General features: G+C 56.1%; 13 protein-coding genes and 1 pseudogene. 1 reads left to right on the forward strand and 13 read right to left on the reverse strand.

All coding sequences use genetic code 11. From position 1 onward, the window contains the following. From UTM25_RS20320 to UTM25_RS20365, 10 genes and pseudogenes are all read right to left on the reverse strand, one after another. Nucleotides 1-234, reverse strand: coding sequence for a YgdI/YgdR family lipoprotein (locus tag UTM25_RS20320; protein WP_023310357.1), 234 nt, complete (start codon nucleotides 232-234; stop codon nucleotides 1-3). Between the two features lie 138 nt (nucleotides 235-372). Further along, nucleotides 373-3,597 carry a carbamoyl-phosphate synthase large subunit gene (carB, locus tag UTM25_RS20325; RefSeq protein ID WP_023310356.1) on the reverse strand — a complete coding sequence of 1,075 codons (3,225 nt, stop codon included), beginning with the start codon at nucleotides 3,595-3,597 and terminating at the stop codon, nucleotides 373-375. A gap of 18 nt (nucleotides 3,598-3,615) precedes the next feature. Next, nucleotides 3,616-4,764, reverse strand: coding sequence for a glutamine-hydrolyzing carbamoyl-phosphate synthase small subunit (carA, locus tag UTM25_RS20330; RefSeq protein WP_010427050.1), 1,149 nt, complete (start codon nucleotides 4,762-4,764; stop codon nucleotides 3,616-3,618). A gap of 453 nt (nucleotides 4,765-5,217) precedes the next feature. Continuing rightward, nucleotides 5,218-6,039 carry a 4-hydroxy-tetrahydrodipicolinate reductase gene (gene dapB, locus UTM25_RS20335; protein WP_320715260.1) on the reverse strand — a complete coding sequence of 274 codons (822 nt, stop codon included), beginning with the start codon at nucleotides 6,037-6,039 and terminating at the stop codon, nucleotides 5,218-5,220. A 205-nt stretch (nucleotides 6,040-6,244) separates the two neighbouring features. Then, nucleotides 6,245-7,195, reverse strand: coding sequence for a 4-hydroxy-3-methylbut-2-enyl diphosphate reductase (gene ispH, locus UTM25_RS20340; protein ID WP_194400794.1), 951 nt, complete (start codon nucleotides 7,193-7,195; stop codon nucleotides 6,245-6,247). 1 nt (nucleotide 7,196) lies between these two features. Beyond that, on the reverse strand, nucleotides 7,197-7,646 hold the full coding sequence (fkpB, locus tag UTM25_RS20345) for an FKBP-type peptidyl-prolyl cis-trans isomerase (RefSeq protein ID WP_003856450.1): 450 nt from the start codon (nucleotides 7,644-7,646) through the stop codon (nucleotides 7,197-7,199). A gap of 52 nt (nucleotides 7,647-7,698) precedes the next feature. Beyond that, nucleotides 7,699-8,199: a signal peptidase II gene (gene lspA, locus UTM25_RS20350; protein ID WP_008502034.1), complete on the reverse strand. Its 501-nt coding sequence runs from the start codon at nucleotides 8,197-8,199 to the stop codon at nucleotides 7,699-7,701. Next, nucleotides 8,199-11,015, reverse strand: a complete 2,817-nt coding sequence (gene ileS, locus UTM25_RS20355; RefSeq protein WP_194400795.1) for an isoleucine--tRNA ligase — start codon at nucleotides 11,013-11,015, stop codon at nucleotides 8,199-8,201. The genes lspA and ileS overlap by 1 nt, the downstream gene beginning before the upstream one ends. A 45-nt stretch (nucleotides 11,016-11,060) precedes the next feature. Next, entirely contained in the window at nucleotides 11,061-11,987 is a 927-nt protein-coding gene (gene ribF, locus UTM25_RS20360; protein ID WP_023310350.1) for a bifunctional riboflavin kinase/FAD synthetase, read from the reverse strand. 7 nt (nucleotides 11,988-11,994) lie between these two features. Continuing rightward, nucleotides 11,995-12,213: pseudogene (locus UTM25_RS20365) on the reverse strand (DUF2575 domain-containing protein). Between the two features lie 101 nt (nucleotides 12,214-12,314). On the opposite strand from UTM25_RS20365, the gene rpsT reads away from it, so the two are divergent. Continuing rightward, nucleotides 12,315-12,578, forward strand: coding sequence for a 30S ribosomal protein S20 (gene rpsT / locus UTM25_RS20370; protein WP_003856458.1), 264 nt, complete (start codon nucleotides 12,315-12,317; stop codon nucleotides 12,576-12,578). 57 nt (nucleotides 12,579-12,635) lie between these two features. Here rpsT and nhaR read toward each other — a convergent pair whose 3' ends face one another. From nhaR to dnaJ, 3 genes are all read right to left on the reverse strand, one after another. Further along, a complete protein-coding gene (gene nhaR / locus UTM25_RS20375) occupies nucleotides 12,636-13,535 on the reverse strand; it encodes a transcriptional activator NhaR (protein ID WP_032660752.1) in 900 nt (299 codons plus the stop codon). A 58-nt stretch (nucleotides 13,536-13,593) separates the two neighbouring features. Beyond that, nucleotides 13,594-14,769, reverse strand: coding sequence for a Na+/H+ antiporter NhaA (gene nhaA, locus UTM25_RS20380; protein ID WP_194400796.1), 1,176 nt, complete (start codon nucleotides 14,767-14,769; stop codon nucleotides 13,594-13,596). A gap of 172 nt (nucleotides 14,770-14,941) precedes the next feature. Beyond that, on the reverse strand, nucleotides 14,942-16,087 hold the full coding sequence (gene dnaJ, locus UTM25_RS20385) for a molecular chaperone DnaJ (protein WP_023310347.1): 1,146 nt from the start codon (nucleotides 16,085-16,087) through the stop codon (nucleotides 14,942-14,944). Between the last annotated feature and the right edge of the window lie 32 nt (nucleotides 16,088-16,119).

The raw sequence follows: 16,119 nt of genomic DNA on the forward strand, positions 1-16,119 counted from the left end.
TTAGTTATCCAGCTCGCCCATGGATTTCACCTGGTCACGGTTGATCTGCTCGGTTTGACCGGTTTCGGCGTTTTTATACGACACCAGACCGGTATCGTCATCTACCTGCGGTTTGCCGTCGGTGACAATGGTTTTGCCATCGGTGGTTTTTACGGCCTGATTAGACGAACAGCCCGCAACGGTGAACATTGTCGTGGCAGCCAGAACGGAAGCGATCAGTAATTTATTTTGCATGGTGTTTTCCCCTGCTCTCAGTTGAATTTCGTTATCGACCTAACCATTTTAGGCTAACTGACTGAATGCGGATGAAAAACCAGAAGGTTCTGAAGATGGGAGAATGCCCGGCAGCCGAACGGCACCGGGCATTTTTACTTACTTGCTAATCTGCGCGTGCATTTCCTGAACCGAAATCACCTTCTCGGTGGCATCCGCGTTCAGCGCCATGGCCGTCGCGAAACCGCCGTTCAGGGTGGTGTCGTAGTGCACTTTGTACTGCAGCGCGCTGCGGCGAATCAGCTTGGAGTCTTCAATCGCCTGGCGGCCTGCGGTGGTGTTGATGATGTAGGTGTATTCGCCATTCTTGATACGGTCCTGAATGTGCGGACGACCTTCATGCACCTTGTTCACCAGACGCGGGTTGATGCCAGCTTCGCCCAGCACAATCGCGGTACCGTGGGTTGCGTCCAGCTCGAAGCCCTGTTTCAGCAGCTTGGCGGCCAGGTCAACCACGCGCTCTTTATCGCCTTCACGAACGGAGAGCAGCGCACGGCCTGATTTTCTCATGGTGGAGCTACTGCCCAGCTGCGCCTTCGCGAACGCTTCTGCGAAGGTGCGGCCCACGCCCATCACTTCCCCGGTAGAGCGCATTTCTGGCCCTAACAGCGGGTCAACGCCCGGGAATTTGTTGAACGGCAGCACCACTTCTTTCACCGAGTAGTACGGTGGAATGATCTCTTTGGTCACGCCCTGCTGCGCCAGCGTCTGGCCCGCCATCACGCGCGCCGCCACTTTCGCCAGAGGTACGCCGGTGGCTTTGGAGACGAACGGTACGGTACGTGCCGCACGCGGGTTCACTTCAATCAGATAGACTTCGTTGTCTTTCACCGCGAACTGGACGTTCATCAGACCGCGAACCTGCAGCTCGAAGGCCAGCTTCTGCACCTGCTGGCGCATCACGTCCTGAATCTCCTGGCTCAGCGTGTAGGCTGGCAGAGAACAGGCGGAGTCGCCGGAGTGCACGCCTGCCTGCTCGATGTGCTCCATGATGCCGCCAATCAGCACCATTTCCCCGTCGCAGATGGCGTCAACGTCCACTTCCACCGCGTCGTCGAGGAAGCGGTCGAGCAGTACTGGCGCATCGTTCGACACGCTCACCGCGGTCTGGAAGTAGCGACGCAGGTCGGCCTCGTCATAAACGATTTCCATCGCGCGGCCGCCCAGCACGTACGAAGGACGCACCACCAGCGGGTAGCCAATCTCTTTCGCCTTCTCAACGGCCATTTCAATGGCGGTGACGGTGGCGTTCGCCGGCTGCTTCAGTTTCAGACGGTCAACCGCCTGCTGGAAACGCTCGCGGTCTTCCGCACGGTCAATCGCGTCCGGGCTGGTGCCGATAACCGGCACGCCTGCTGCTTCCAGCGCGCGCGCCAGCTTCAGCGGGGTCTGGCCGCCGTACTGCACGATAACGCCTTTTGGCTTCTCGATGCGCACGATTTCCAGCACGTCTTCCAGGGTAACCGGCTCGAAGTAGAGACGGTCAGAGGTGTCGTAGTCGGTAGAGACGGTTTCCGGGTTACAGTTGACCATAATGGTCTCGTAACCGTCTTCGCGCAGCGCCAGCGAGGCGTGTACGCAGCAGTAGTCGAACTCGATGCCCTGGCCGATACGGTTTGGACCGCCGCCCAGCACCATAATCTTGTCGCGGTCGACGGACGGGTTCGCTTCACACTCGTCTTCATAGGTGGAGTACATGTAGGCGGTGTCGGTCGAGAATTCAGCCGCACAGGTGTCCACGCGCTTGTAGACCGGATGCAGGTCGTACTGGTCGCGCAGCTTGCGGATTTCCGCTTCACGCACGCCCGCCAGCTTAGCCAGACGCGCATCGGCGAAGCCTTTACGCTTCAGCACGCGCAGGAAGTCAGCGTCCAGGCCGGTGATACCCAGCTCAGCGACCTGCTCTTCCAGACGCACCAGCTCTTCAATCTGCACCAGGAACCAGCGGTCGATGTTGGTCAGGTTGAACACGCCGTCGACGGACAGGCCCGCACGGAAGGCATCGGCGATATACCAGATACGCTCTGCGCCAGCATCTTTCAGCTCGCGGCGAATTTTGGTCAGCGCTTCCGGGTCGTCCAGGCTCACTTTCGGGTCGAAGCCGGTCGCGCCCACTTCGAGGCCGCGCAGCGCTTTCTGCAGGGATTCCTGCTGCGTGCGGCCAATCGCCATCACTTCACCGACAGATTTCATCTGAGTGGTCAGACGGTCGTTCGCGCCCGCGAATTTCTCGAAGTTGAAGCGAGGAATTTTGGTGACAACGTAGTCGATAGACGGCTCGAAGGACGCAGGCGTACGGCCACCGGTGATGTCGTTCATCAGCTCGTCGAGGGTGTAGCCCACCGCCAGCTTCGCCGCCACTTTCGCAATCGGGAAGCCGGTCGCTTTAGAGGCCAGCGCGGAGGAACGGGACACGCGCGGGTTCATTTCGATAACAATCAGACGGCCGGTTTTCGGGTTAACGGAGAACTGCACGTTTGAACCACCGGTTTCCACGCCGATTTCACGCAGTACCGCCATCGAGGCGTTACGCATGATTTGATACTCTTTGTCGGTCAGAGTCTGGGCTGGCGCAACGGTGATGGAGTCGCCGGTGTGGATACCCATCGCATCGAAGTTTTCGATGGAGCAGACGATGATGCAGTTGTCGTTTTTATCACGCACCACTTCCATCTCGTACTCTTTCCAGCCAATCAGCGATTCATCAATCAGCAGCTCTTTGGTTGGAGAGAGATCCAGACCGCGCTCGCAAATCTCTTCGAACTCTTCGCGGTTGTAGGCGATGCCGCCGCCGGTGCCGCCCATGGTGAACGATGGACGGATGATGCACGGATAGCCCACGTCAGCCGCGACGGCCAGCGCTTCTTCCATGTTGTGTGCGATACCGGAACGCGCGGTGTCGAGGCCGATTTTCTTCATCGCCACGTCGAAGCGGCGACGGTCTTCTGCTTTATCAATCGCGTCGGCGGTCGCACCAATCATGGTCACGCCGAACTCTTCCAGCACGCCCTGACGCTCCAGCTCCAGCGCACAGTTCAGCGCCGTCTGGCCGCCCATGGTTGGCAGCACCGCGTCCGGACGCTCTTTCTCGATGATTTTACGCACCACTTCCCAGTGAATCGGCTCGATGTAGGTCGCATCGGCCATTTCCGGGTCGGTCATGATGGTTGCCGGGTTAGAGTTTACCAGGATTACGCGGTAACCCTCTTCACGCAGGGCTTTACACGCCTGCGCGCCGGAGTAGTCGAATTCGCAGGCCTGGCCGATGACGATCGGGCCAGCGCCAAGGATCAGGATGCTTTTTATGTCTGTACGTTTTGGCATTGTCTTCTCGGCTCCTGATTATTTAGCGGTCTTACGGTATTGCTCGATAAGTTCGATGAAGTGATCGAACAGCGGCGCGGCGTCGTGTGGACCCGGGCTGGCTTCCGGGTGACCCTGGAAGCTGAATGCTGGCTTATCGGTACGGTGGATGCCCTGCAGGGTGCCATCGAACAGCGACTTATGGGTCACGCGCAGGTTAGCCGGCATAGAGGCTTCATCGACGGCAAAGCCGTGGTTCTGCGCGGTGATCATCACCGTGTTGTTGTCGATGTCTTTCACCGGGTGGTTACCACCGTGGTGGCCGAACTTCATCTTAACGGTGTTCGCACCGCTCGCCAGCGCCAGCAGCTGATGGCCAAGGCAGATACCGAATACCGGGATGTCGGTTTCCAGGAAGGACTTGATAGCGGCGATGGCGTAATCGCACGGCGCCGGGTCGCCAGGACCGTTAGACAGGAAAATACCGTCCGGATTCATCTTCAGCACGTCTTCGGCAGACGTTTGTGCCGGAACTACCGTCAGGCGGCAGCCGCGATCAACCAGCATGCGAAGGATGTTGCGCTTGGCGCCGAAATCGTAGGCCACCACGTGGAACGGCAGCTCGCTCTCTTTTTTCGCTTCCGGCAGGTCGCCTTCCAGCGTCCAGCTACCCTGCGTCCAGCTGTAGGCTTCAGCGGTCGTCACTTCTTTCGCCAGGTCCATGCCGTTCAGGCCCGGGAAGGCTTTCGCTTTTTCCAGCGCCAGCGTCGCATCGAGGTTATCACCCGCGATGATGCAGCCGTTCTGTGCACCCTTCTCGCGCAGCAGACGCGTTAACTTACGGGTATCGATATCGGCAATCGCCACAATGTTATGGCGCTTCAGGTAAGAAGAGAGGTCTTCGGTATTGCGGAAGTTGCTGGCAATCAGCGGCAGGTCGCGGATGACCAGGCCTTGCGCATGTACCTGAGAAGATTCTTCGTCAGCTGCATTAGTGCCGACATTGCCGATATGAGGATAAGTAAGAGTAACGATTTGGCGAGAATAGGAAGGATCAGTGAGGATTTCTTGATAACCGGTCATTGAAGTATTGAAAACGACTTCCCCAACCGCCGAACCCGTTGCCCCTATGGCCCGACCGATAAACTGGGTTCCGTCTTCCAGAACCAATAGCGCTGACTTAATCAAAACACCCTCCAGAGAATATTCACTCACTTTATTTGCATATTAATTCATAGCATGTCATGGATCAATGCAAATGTGTTGCCAGCGGATTTTTGGCAAACGGCGGCATTCTGGGGATTTGGTGGGTAAAAGTCAACTTAAAACGGATATTTTGTTTACTCTTTTGCAAGTCTTACGAGTGGATTACTGCTTAAGCGACAAAAAGATCAGGTAAATCACTGCGGAAAACGCTTGCGCGCCTGGTTTAATGAAAAGTTAGCTAGCTCAGCACCATAAAGTGGACCAAATGGTCAAAATTTACATTTCAGTAACGTTAAAACGTTATAAGAGATAGATATTTAGAGCTTTAATAAAAAATAAACCATGAAATAGATAAAATAAAAGGGCAATAAAATATTGCCCTATGCAATCAAACAATTACGACTGCAATAACCACATCACGATGGGTAATAATGCTTACAAATTGTTGAGATCGAGCACGTCTCGCATATCATAAAGACCATCTTTCTTGTTTTTAAGCCACAAAGCGGAACGTACCGCACCGTTGGCGAACGTCATTCGACTGGAGGCTTTATGCGTAATTTCGACGCGCTCGCCAATATCGGCGAACATCGCCGTGTGTTCGCCGACGATGTCACCCGCCCGCACGGTTGCGAAGCCAATGATGCCAGGAACGCGTTCGCCGGTGTAACCTTCACGGGTATAGACCGCGCAGTCTTTTAAATCTTTATCAAGTGCATGAGCAATCGCTTCGCCCATCGCCAGCGCCGTACCCGATGGCGCATCAACTTTGTAACGGTGGTGAGCTTCTACGATCTCAATATCGGTATAGTTGCCCATCACCTTCGCGGCCTTCTCCAGCAGCTTCAGCATGACGTTAACGCCCACGCTGAAGTTTGCGGCGAAGACAATCGCAATCTCTTTTGATGCATCATGGATAGCCTGCTTACCCGCATCGTCAAAACCGGTGGTGCCAATCACCATCCCCTTGCCGTGCTGGCGACAAAACGCCAGATGCGCGAGCGTCCCTTCCGGGCGGGTAAAATCGATGAATACATCGAAGTCATCTTTTACCGCCTCCAGGCTGCTTTGCACGGTAACGCCCGTGTGGCTAGCGCCTGCCAGCTCACCGGCATCGGTCCCCAGAAGCGACGAACCTTCACGCTCCAGTGCCGCGCCAAGCGCGACGCCATCCATCTGAAGTGCCGCCTGAATAAGCTGACGGCCCATACGTCCACCCGCGCCCGCAATGGCGACACGGATCTGTGCATCATGCATAGTTATTCTCTTACGTTAAAATGATGTAAACCGTTTTCAGATTAACCAGCCTTGAGAAGCACTGCCAACTGAAAACACCGATAATTAGAATTTAACGTGAAACCGACTTAAATATCAGTAAAAGACATGATTTTGTCGTCACGATAAAGTAACGGCTAAAAAAAAGGCCAGCACAGGAGGTGCTGGCCTTTCATCAGAAAAAGGACTATTCGACTTCGCGGGCTTCGATGCGCAGTTCTTTCGGGACTTCGAAAACGATGTTCTCTTCACGTCCTTCCAGCGGCACCGCTTCGCCGCCGCCTAGCTCCTGCAGGCGGGTAATCACGTTCTGCACCAGGATGTCCGGCGCGGAAGCGCCGGCGGTCACGCCAACACAGGCCGCATTTTTGACCCACGCTTCCTGAATGTCCGTTGCATCGTCGATCAGAAACGCCGCTTTCCCCATACGCTGCGCCAGTTCGGCCAGACGGTTGGAGTTAGACGAGTTTTTGGAGCCGACCACCAGCACCACATCCGCCTGTTCAGCCAGTGCGCGCACCGCTTCCTGACGGTTAGTGGTCGCGTAGCAGATATCATCCTTACGCGGACCGACGATTTTCGGGAAGCGCTGACGCAGCGCGTCAATCACGTCTGAGGTATCGTCAACGGAGAGCGTCGTCTGGGTCATAAACGACAGACGGGCTTCATTTTTCACGTTCAGCGTAAAGACATCTTCAGGCGACTCAACCAGATACATCCCCCCTTCCGGGTTGCTGTACTGGCCCATGGTGCCTTCGACTTCCGGATGACCGGCATGTCCAATCAGAATCGACTCTTCACCACGACGGCTGGCGCGCGCCACTTCCATATGCACTTTTGTCACCAGCGGACAGGTGGCATCGAATACGGTCAGATCGCGGCTTTTTGCTTCGTTACGTACCGCCTGCGAGACGCCGTGCGCGGAGAAAATCAGGATCGCACCGTCCGGCACTTCGCTGATCTGCTCAATGAAGATGGCGCCGCGCTCGCGCAGGCTGTCGACCACGTAGCGGTTGTGCACCACTTCGTGACGCACATAAATCGGCGCGCCGTAAATCTCCAGCGCGTTTTCAACAATGCTGATAGCGCGGTCTACACCGGCGCAGAAGCCGCGCGGGTTAGCCAACAGGATCTGCATTTCAGGCCTCCAGTGCAGGATCGATTTCCAGCACTTCAACATCAAAATGAACGGTACGCCCGGCAAGCGGATGGTTGAAGTCAACGGTAATAGAGTCGCCGTTGATTTCGCGGATCACGCCAGGCATTTCGCTGCCGTCCATAGCGGTAAAGAGCATAATCGCTCCGATCTCCGGTTCACCCGCATCCATAAACTCGCGGCGCGAGAAATACTGGATCAGGTCCGGACTCGGCACGCCAAACGCGGCATCCGGCTCCAGCGAAAAGGCTTTTTTCTCTCCCTCTTTCAGGCCCAGAAGCTGCTGCTCAAGACCTTCAGACAGGGAGGTATCGCCAAGACGAAACAGGGCCGGTTTGCCGTTATTGCGGGTGGATTCGGCCGTGGAGCCGTCATCCAGCTTCAGCGTGAAGTGAACGAGAACCGCGCTGTTGCTCTGTACGGATTTAGACATGCAAATTGCTCGCTTGTTTTGCCCGGTAGCATTACACCACCGGGCGAGTGTGTTACGCCTGCTCTTTCGCAGCCGGTTTAGGCAAGAAGCCTTCCAGCACGATTAACGCCGCGCCGATGCAAATTGCGCTATCGGCGAGGTTAAAGGTCGCGAAGTGCCAGTCGCCGACGTAGAAGTCGATCATATCGACCACAAAGCCGTGCCACAGGCGGTCAAACAGGTTGCCCAGGGCGCCGCCAATGATCAGCGCGTAGGCAATGTTATTCAGCTTTTGCGTGGCCTTCGAGCGGTACATCAGCACTGCCAGGATCACGCAGATACCAAGAGCGATACCTGCGAAGAACCAGCGCTGCCAGCCACCGCTGTCGGCAAGGAAACTAAACGCTGCGCCGTAGTTACGCGCGTAGTGCAGGTTAAGCGACGGGAACAGCGGGACCGTCTCCCCCAGAGCAAAATTCTGGAGGATCAGGAACTTGCTGCCCAGATCGATAATCAGCACCACCACAACCAGCCACAGCCAGCGCAGTCCTGTTGAACAGAGAGTTTTACTCATCAGGCAAACTTACGTTTTTCGCCGTCACCGGCGACGTTGCTTACACAGCGTCCGCAGATGTCTGCGTGTTCCGCCACCAGGCCAACATCGGTGGTGTAATGCCAGCAACGCGGGCATTTCTCACCGTCGGCTTTGCTCAGCGCGACTTTCAGTCCTTTGAGCAGTTCGCTCTGCTGAGCATCAGCAGAAGCATCGGCATAATCCGCAACTTTCGCACCGGAGGTCAACAGGACAAATCGTAATTCATCGCCCAGCGCCGTCAGCTTCGCCGCCAGCTCCGGTTCGGCGTACAGCGTAACTGCCGCTTCCAGAGAGCCGCCGACTTTTTTGTCTGCGCGCGCCTGCTCGATAACCTTGTTCACTTCGCCACGCACTTTCAGCAGCTCGTCCCAGAAGGCATCGTTCATTGCTTCGGTGCTGGAAAGATCGAACAGACCTTCGTACCACTCGCCCGTGAACACATACTTCTCACGGTCACCCGGCAGGTAGCCCCAGATTTCGTCCGCAGTGAAGGACATGATCGGCGCCATCCAGCGCACCAGCGCTTCTGCAATGTGGAACAGCGCGGTCTGGCAGCTACGACGCGCCACGCTGTCCGCCTTCGCGGTGTACTGGCGGTCTTTGATGATGTCGAGGTAGAACGAGCCCATCTCGATGGAGCAGAAGCGCATCAGGCGCTGCACCACTTCGTGGAAGTCGTAAGACTCATAGGCTTTCAGGATATCTTCCTGCGCCGCTTTCGCGCAGCCTACCGCCCAGCGATCCAACACCACCATCTCTTCCGGTTTCACCATGTCTTTTGCCGGATCGAACCCGTTCAGGTTCGCCAGCAGGAAGCGCGCGGTGTTACGGATACGACGATAGCTGTCGGCAGCACGCTTCAGGATCTCGTCAGACACCGCCATTTCGCCGGTGTAATCGGTAGAGGCCACCCACAGACGCAAAATGTCTGCGCCCAGCTTGTTCATCACATCCTGCGGAGAAACGGTGTTACCGATAGATTTGGACATCTTACGGCCCTGACCATCCACGGTGAAGCCGTGAGTCAGTACCTGACGGTAAGGCGCTTTACCCTTCATGGCGGTGGAGATCATCAGAGAAGACATGAACCAGCCGCGGTGTTGGTCAGACCCTTCCAGATACATATCGGCAGCGTGACCGGCAAATTCCGGACGCACGTCAACCACGGAGGAGTGGGTAGACCCGGAGTCGAACCACACGTCCAGGGTATCCGGTACTTTCTCGTAGTTGTCTGCGTCAGCGCCCAGGATGTCGCGGGAGTCGAGATCCCACCACGCCTGGATGCCGTCAACTTCGACGCGCTTCGCCACTTCTTCCATCAGTTCCAGAGTGTTCGGGTGCAGCTCCTGCGTCTCTTTATGTACGAACAGAGACATCGGCACGCCCCAGGTACGCTGACGGGAGATACACCAGTCAGGACGGTTAGCCACCATGGATTCGATACGCGCCTGGCCCCAGTCAGGGATCCACTGCACGCCTTTGATCTCTTTCAGAGACTGCTCGCGCAGGCCTTTCTGATCCATGCTGACGAACCACTGCGGGGTCGCACGGAAGATGATCGGCGTTTTATGACGCCAGCAGCACGGATAGCTGTGCTGCATTTTTTCAACGTGCAGCAGCGCGCCGCTGGTGCGCAGCATGTCAACGATGATGTCGTTCGCTTTGAAGACGTTGATACCGTCCAGCGCCGGGTAGGTGCCAGGCAGGTAAGATCCGTCCGGGCCAACCGGGTTAGCGATTTCCAGACCGTACTTCAGGCTGATGTTGTAGTCGTCAGGGCCGTGGCCACCGGCGGTATGCACCGCACCGGTACCCGCTTCCAGCGTCACGTGGTCGCCCAGGATTGCCGGAACGTCGAAGTCCAGGAACGGGTGTTTGAAGCGCATCAGCTCCAGCGCGTCGCCTTTCACGGTGCCCAGCACGGTGTAGTCGGTGATATGCGCGCGCTTCAGCACGCTCTCAACCAGATCTTTCGCCAGGATAACCGCCTGACCGTCAATCTGAACCAGCGCGTATTCGAACTCACCGGACAGGGAGATCGCACGGTTCGCTGGCAAGGTCCACGGGGTGGTGGTCCAGATCACCAGAGAGATCGGGCCGTTTACCGAGGAGACCCCAAATTTAGCTTTCACCGCATCCTGATCGACGGCATGGAACGCCACGTCGATAGACGGAGAGGTTTTGTCGTAATACTCAACTTCCGCTTCTGCCAGCGCAGAGCGGCAGTCCACGCACCAGTGCACCGGCTTAGCGCCTTTGTGCAGGTGGCCGTTGCCGATGATTTTACCCAGAGCACGGATGATGTTGGCTTCCGTTTTGAAGTCCATGGTCAGGTACGGATGCGACCAGTCGCCCAGCACGCCCAGACGGATGAAGTCAGCGCGCTGACCGTCAACCTGCGTGGCGGCGTATTCGCGGCACTTCGCACGGAACTCGGCGGCGGTGAACTTCTCACCAGGCTTGCCAAACTCTTGCTCCACTTTCAGCTCGATTGGCAGACCGTGGCAGTCCCAGCCTGGAACGTAAGGCGAGTCATATCCCGTGAGGCCTTTGGACTTCACGATAATGTCTTTCAGAATCTTGTTAACCGAGTGACCAATATGAATGCTGCCATTCGCATATGGAGGGCCATCATGCAGAATGAAGGTTTTTTTGCCTTTTTTGGCTGCACGAATGATGCCGTACAGGTCATCATCGGTCCAACGCGCCAGCATTCCCGGTTCGCGCTTGGCGAGATCGCCGCGCATCGGGAACCCTGTTTCCGGCAAATTCAGGGTTGATTTATAGTCACTCATCAGATTCTCGGTTCCGTATTTATCACGTAGGCAGTTAAGCCGGGTTCAAAGCCCAAAAAACTCGCGGGCCGTCAATTCATCTCGCGCAATTTGCGCTTTTAGTTCATCCAGCGAACCAAATCGCTGCTCGTTGCGTATTTTTTTACGCAGTATCACATCTATATGGCGACCATAGAGGTCCATTACAACGTCCAGCAGGTGCACTTCTAACTGTTGACGCACACCGGCGACGGTCGGACGCGTGCCAATGTTGGCGACGCCGTAAAACGGCTTATCGCCCAGTCCTGCCACTTCCACCGCATACACCCCTTTAACCGGGGAAACCTGACGACGCAGCGGTATATTCGCCGTCGGGAAGCCTATCGTGCGGCCCAGCGCATCGCCATGGACCACGCGGCCAGAGATAGTGAACGGATGCCCCAGCAGGGTTTCTGCCGTGTCCAGGTCATCATTAGCCAGCGCCTGACGCACCGCCGTGCTGCTGACGCGCACGCCACCTTCGCAGAAGGTCATCGCGCTGGTGACGTCAAATCCATACTCCAGACCAGCCTTCTGTAATAGCAAGAAATCGCCCTGACGACCAGCGCCAAAGCGGAAATCATCACCCACGGCGAGAAACTGTACGCCAAGACGCTTAACCAGCAGGTCGCTGACGAAATTTTGTGCTGTCAGCGCGGCAAAGCGACGATCGAAACGTAAACACAATACATAGTCCACGCCGGACTCCGCCAGATAGCGCAATTTCTCGCGCAGGCGAGTGAGTCGGGCGGGAGATTTATCGCCCGCGAACAGCTCCAGCGGCTGCGGCTCGAAAATCATCACTACAACGGGCAGGCCACGGGCCTCCCCTTCTTTACGCAATCCCTGCAACAGCGCCTGATGACCACGATGCACGCCGTCGAAATTACCAATAGTCAGCACGCACCCGTGTGGCGCGCTGCTGAGATTATGTATGCCGCGTATCAGCTTCATGTCTGGCTCAAAACAGTGAAAATCGCCAAAGTATACCTTGTACAGCGGTTAAGGTTAACCGGCGATTGTTCGCGCAAAACAGAAAGCCGTAATGATTTCATCAGGCTGACCTTTCGCAGCGAAAAAATCTGCTCTTGAACTGCGATTTTTATGCCGAAAGGCTGTATTCAGGGAAGACAAGCTGGTAGAATCCTGCGCCATCACTACGTAACGTAGCGTCGCTAATTAACGGCGCTTATTTGCACAAATCCATTGACAAAAGAAGGCAAAGAGGGCATATTCCTCGGCCTTTGAATTGTCCACATAGAACATATTTGGGAGTTGGACTTGGCTAATATCAAATCAGCTAAGAAACGTGCCGTTCAGTCTGAAAAGGCTCGTAAGCACAACGCAAGCCGTCGCTCTATGATGCGTACTTTCATCAAGAAAGTATACGCAGCAATCGAAGCAGGCGACAAAGCTGCAGCGCAGAACGCATTTAACGAAATGCAACCAATCGTGGATCGTCAGGCTGCTAAAGGTCTGATCCACAAAAACAAAGCAGCGCGTCATAAAGCAAACCTGACCGCGCAGATCAACAAACTGGCTTAATCGCTACTTGTTGTTGCTTGTTTAAAGAACCCGCTTAACGCGGGTTTTTTTATGCCTTCAGATTGCCGGTGGCGTAAACAGCGCCGAGTAGTCACGATTGCAGATTCGCTGCACCGCCGGGTGCTGAATCATTCTTTCGGCAAATATGGCGTGATACTCCTCCATCACGTTATCCACTCTGCCTATCTCCGTAATCTTGTCGTCTGAATAGAGATCGTGCGCGTACAGCGTCGGCGCAACGAAGATCGCATTATGCGCTTCGCCAAAGGCTTTCATCAGCGCCGCATCGTCGAACTCACCGAGGATTTCTACCTTCAGCCCCTGCGAGTTAAACCAGTTCAGCAGCTTGCGTCCGAGCATGGAACGTCGCCCAGGCACCAGCAGACGGCGCTCTTCAAGGCACGCGGGGAACGGTTTCTCCGGCGGAGGATTAATGCACCAGAAGCTCACGCCGCATTCGCCAATCTTCACCGAGAACAGCCCTTCCTGCTGGGTGGAGTCAATCGGGCAGTCCGAGATAATCATATCCAGCTTGTGCTGGCTCAACTGTTCCAGCAGCATCTCGTGGGTGGATTCAAAGCAGCGCAGGTGGATTTGCTCGTCTTCGACTACCGCCGCATCCAGCACGCCGCTCACCAGCCGTTTGGACAGCGCATCCGCCACGCCCACGTCAAAGAGCAGGTTCGACTCTTTGCGATAGTTGACGATATCCAGCATCTCCTGGCTCAGGGTGAACATTTTGTCCGCATAGCGGAACACCAGTTCACCCAGTTCGCTGGGTTCAATCCCACGCCCTTTACGCTTGAACAGCTTACCCTGCAGGCGCTCTTCCAGGGCCTTGATTTGCCCGGTGATGGTTTGCGGCGTCAGGTAGAGCGCCTCTGCCGCCCCCACCACCGAGCCCTGTTTGTAAACGTGCCAGAAGTAGTACAGATGGTTGTAATTTAAATGAGACATCGCGTCTTCTCTCCCTGAGTGTATATCGGAAGGAGGATCGCCTCCTCCCGGTGTTCCGTTATGCCTGGACGGCCTGGCCGGACAACTTCACCTTCAACAAGGTATAACCGATTACCGCGGCCAGTAATGACCCGATGAGAATGCCGAGTTTAGCCCAGACGATAAGCTCAGGCGCATGCGCACCAAACGCCAGCGTCGAGATAAAGATCGACATCGTAAACCCGATTCCACACAGCACGCCGACGGCCATAATTTGACCAAAAGTTGTGCCGTGCGGCAATGACGCCAGCTTCAGCTTCGTCGCCAGCCAGCAGAAGAGGCTAATACCCAGCGGCTTACCGATAAACAGCCCGGCAATGATGCCCAGCGGCAGCACGGACGTCAGCCCGTCCAGCGTCACGCCGCCGAGGGAAACGCCCGCGTTGGCAAACGCAAACAGCGGCAGGATCATAAAGGCAACCCACGGGTGCAGCACATGCTCCAGCTGTTTGGCAGGCGACTTGCCGTCCTGCGGTTTAAGCGGCACGAAGAAGCCCACAATCACGCCTGCCAGCGTGGCGTGCACGCCGGATTTCAGCACCGCCGTCCACAGCACCATCCCCACCAGGATATAGATACCAATGCGGCGAACATTGAAGATGTTCAGCAGCGCCAGCACCGCAATCGCCCCGGCGGCGACGCTCAGGGACAGGATCGACAGATCGCTGGTGTAGAACAGCGCGATAATCACAATGGCGCCCAGGTCATCGATGATCGCCAGCGCCATCAGGAAGATTTTCAGGGCCACCGGCACGCGGCTACCGAGCAAGGCTAAGACACCGAGCGCAAAGGCGATATCCGTCGCGGCCGGGATCGCCCAGCCGTCACGTGCAACAGGATCCTGCCAGGTGAACGCCAGGAAGAGCAACGCCGGAACGACCATTCCGCCAATCGCTGCGATCACAGGAAACGCCGCGCGCTGGCGGCTGGCAAGCGAGCCCAGAACCAGCTCACGCTTAACCTCAAGACCTACCAGCAGGAAGAACACCGCCATCAGCGCATCGTTGATCCACAGCAGCAAGTTCTTGTTAATTTCCAGCGCCCCGACCTTCAGCTCAACGGGCGTTTCCAGAAATGCATGGTAGAGATCCTGCGTGATGCCAAGGTTAGCCAGCACCATCGCGGCCGCTGCGGCAATAATCAGGATCACGCCACCGGACGCCTCACTGCTAAAGAAACGGTGTAGTAATTTCATTTAAGTTCTCTCTTTTACATCAATACCTCGATAAAACCATAATACCAAGCCAAATAGCTCGGCAAAAACAGATTAATGTTGAGTATAGACTCAGTTTAACCGAGCTATACGCGCAAATAAAAAAGCCCGGAATCGCTTCCGGGCTTTTAGAAGATGAAAATCAGCTAACGAATTAGCGGGTCAAATCATCGAAGAATTTTTTGACGCCATCGAAGAAGCTTTTGGAACGCGGGCTGTTTTTCTCACCCGTCGGACCGCCAAAGCTCTCCTGCAGTTCTTTCAGCAGCTGTTTCTGCTTGTCGTTCAGGCCAACCGGCGTTTCCACGACGACGCGGCACAGCAGGTCGCCCTGGGCGCCACCGCGAACGGATTTAACGCCTTTCCCACGCATGCGGAACAGCTTGCCGGTCTGGGTTTCGCCAGGTACTTTCAGGTTCACGCGACCGTCCAGCGTAGGCACTTCGATTTCACCACCGAGTGCCGCCATCGCGAAGTTGATCGGCACTTCGCAGTACAGGTTATTACCTTCACGCTCGAAAATAGCGTGCTGTTTCACCTGCACCTGAACGTACAGATCGCCCGCCGGTGCGCCGTGCTCCCCTGCTTCGCCCTCACCTGCCAGACGGATTCGGTCGCCCGTATCGACGCCAGCCGGGATCTTAACGGACAGTGTTTTGGTTTTCTCAACGCGACCGTGCCCGTGGCATTTGGTGCATGGATCTTTGATCAGCGTGCCGCGACCGTGACAGTGCGGACAGGCCTGCTGTACCGCGAAGAAGCCCTGGCGCATCTGTACCTGACCAGAGCCGTGACAGGTTGGACAGGTCTGAGGCTGTGTTCCCGCTTTCGCGCCGCTGCCGTGGCAAACGTCACACTCTTCCAGCGTCGGGATACGGATCTCTTTGGTGACACCTCGAACGGCCTCTTCCAGCGTCAGCTCCATGTTGTAGCGCAGGTCCGCGCCGCGCGCAGCGCGCTGACGACCACGGCCGCCGCCGAAGATGTCGCCAAATACATCGCCAAAGATATCGCTGAAGTCAGCACCGCCGCCAAAGCCGCCGCCACCGAATCCACCGCCGCCCATGCCGCCCTGTTCAAAGGCTGCGTGACCGTACTGGTCATAGGCCGCACGTTTTTGTGCATCGGTCAGGACTTCGTAGGCTTCTTTGATCTCTTTAAATTTGGCTTCAGCCTCTTTGTCACCCTGGTTACGGTCCGGGTGGAATTTCATGGCCAGGCGCTTATACGCCTTTTTGATTTCACGCTCTTCCGCAGTTTTCGGAACGCCTAAAATCTCGTAATAGTCTTGCTTTGCCATTGGTTTTTTTAAGCCCCTTAACATGCGAGCAC

Source organism: Enterobacter sp. 61D5, from assembly GCF_034107965.1.
GTDB lineage: Bacteria > Pseudomonadota > Gammaproteobacteria > Enterobacterales > Enterobacteriaceae > Enterobacter > Enterobacter cloacae_M.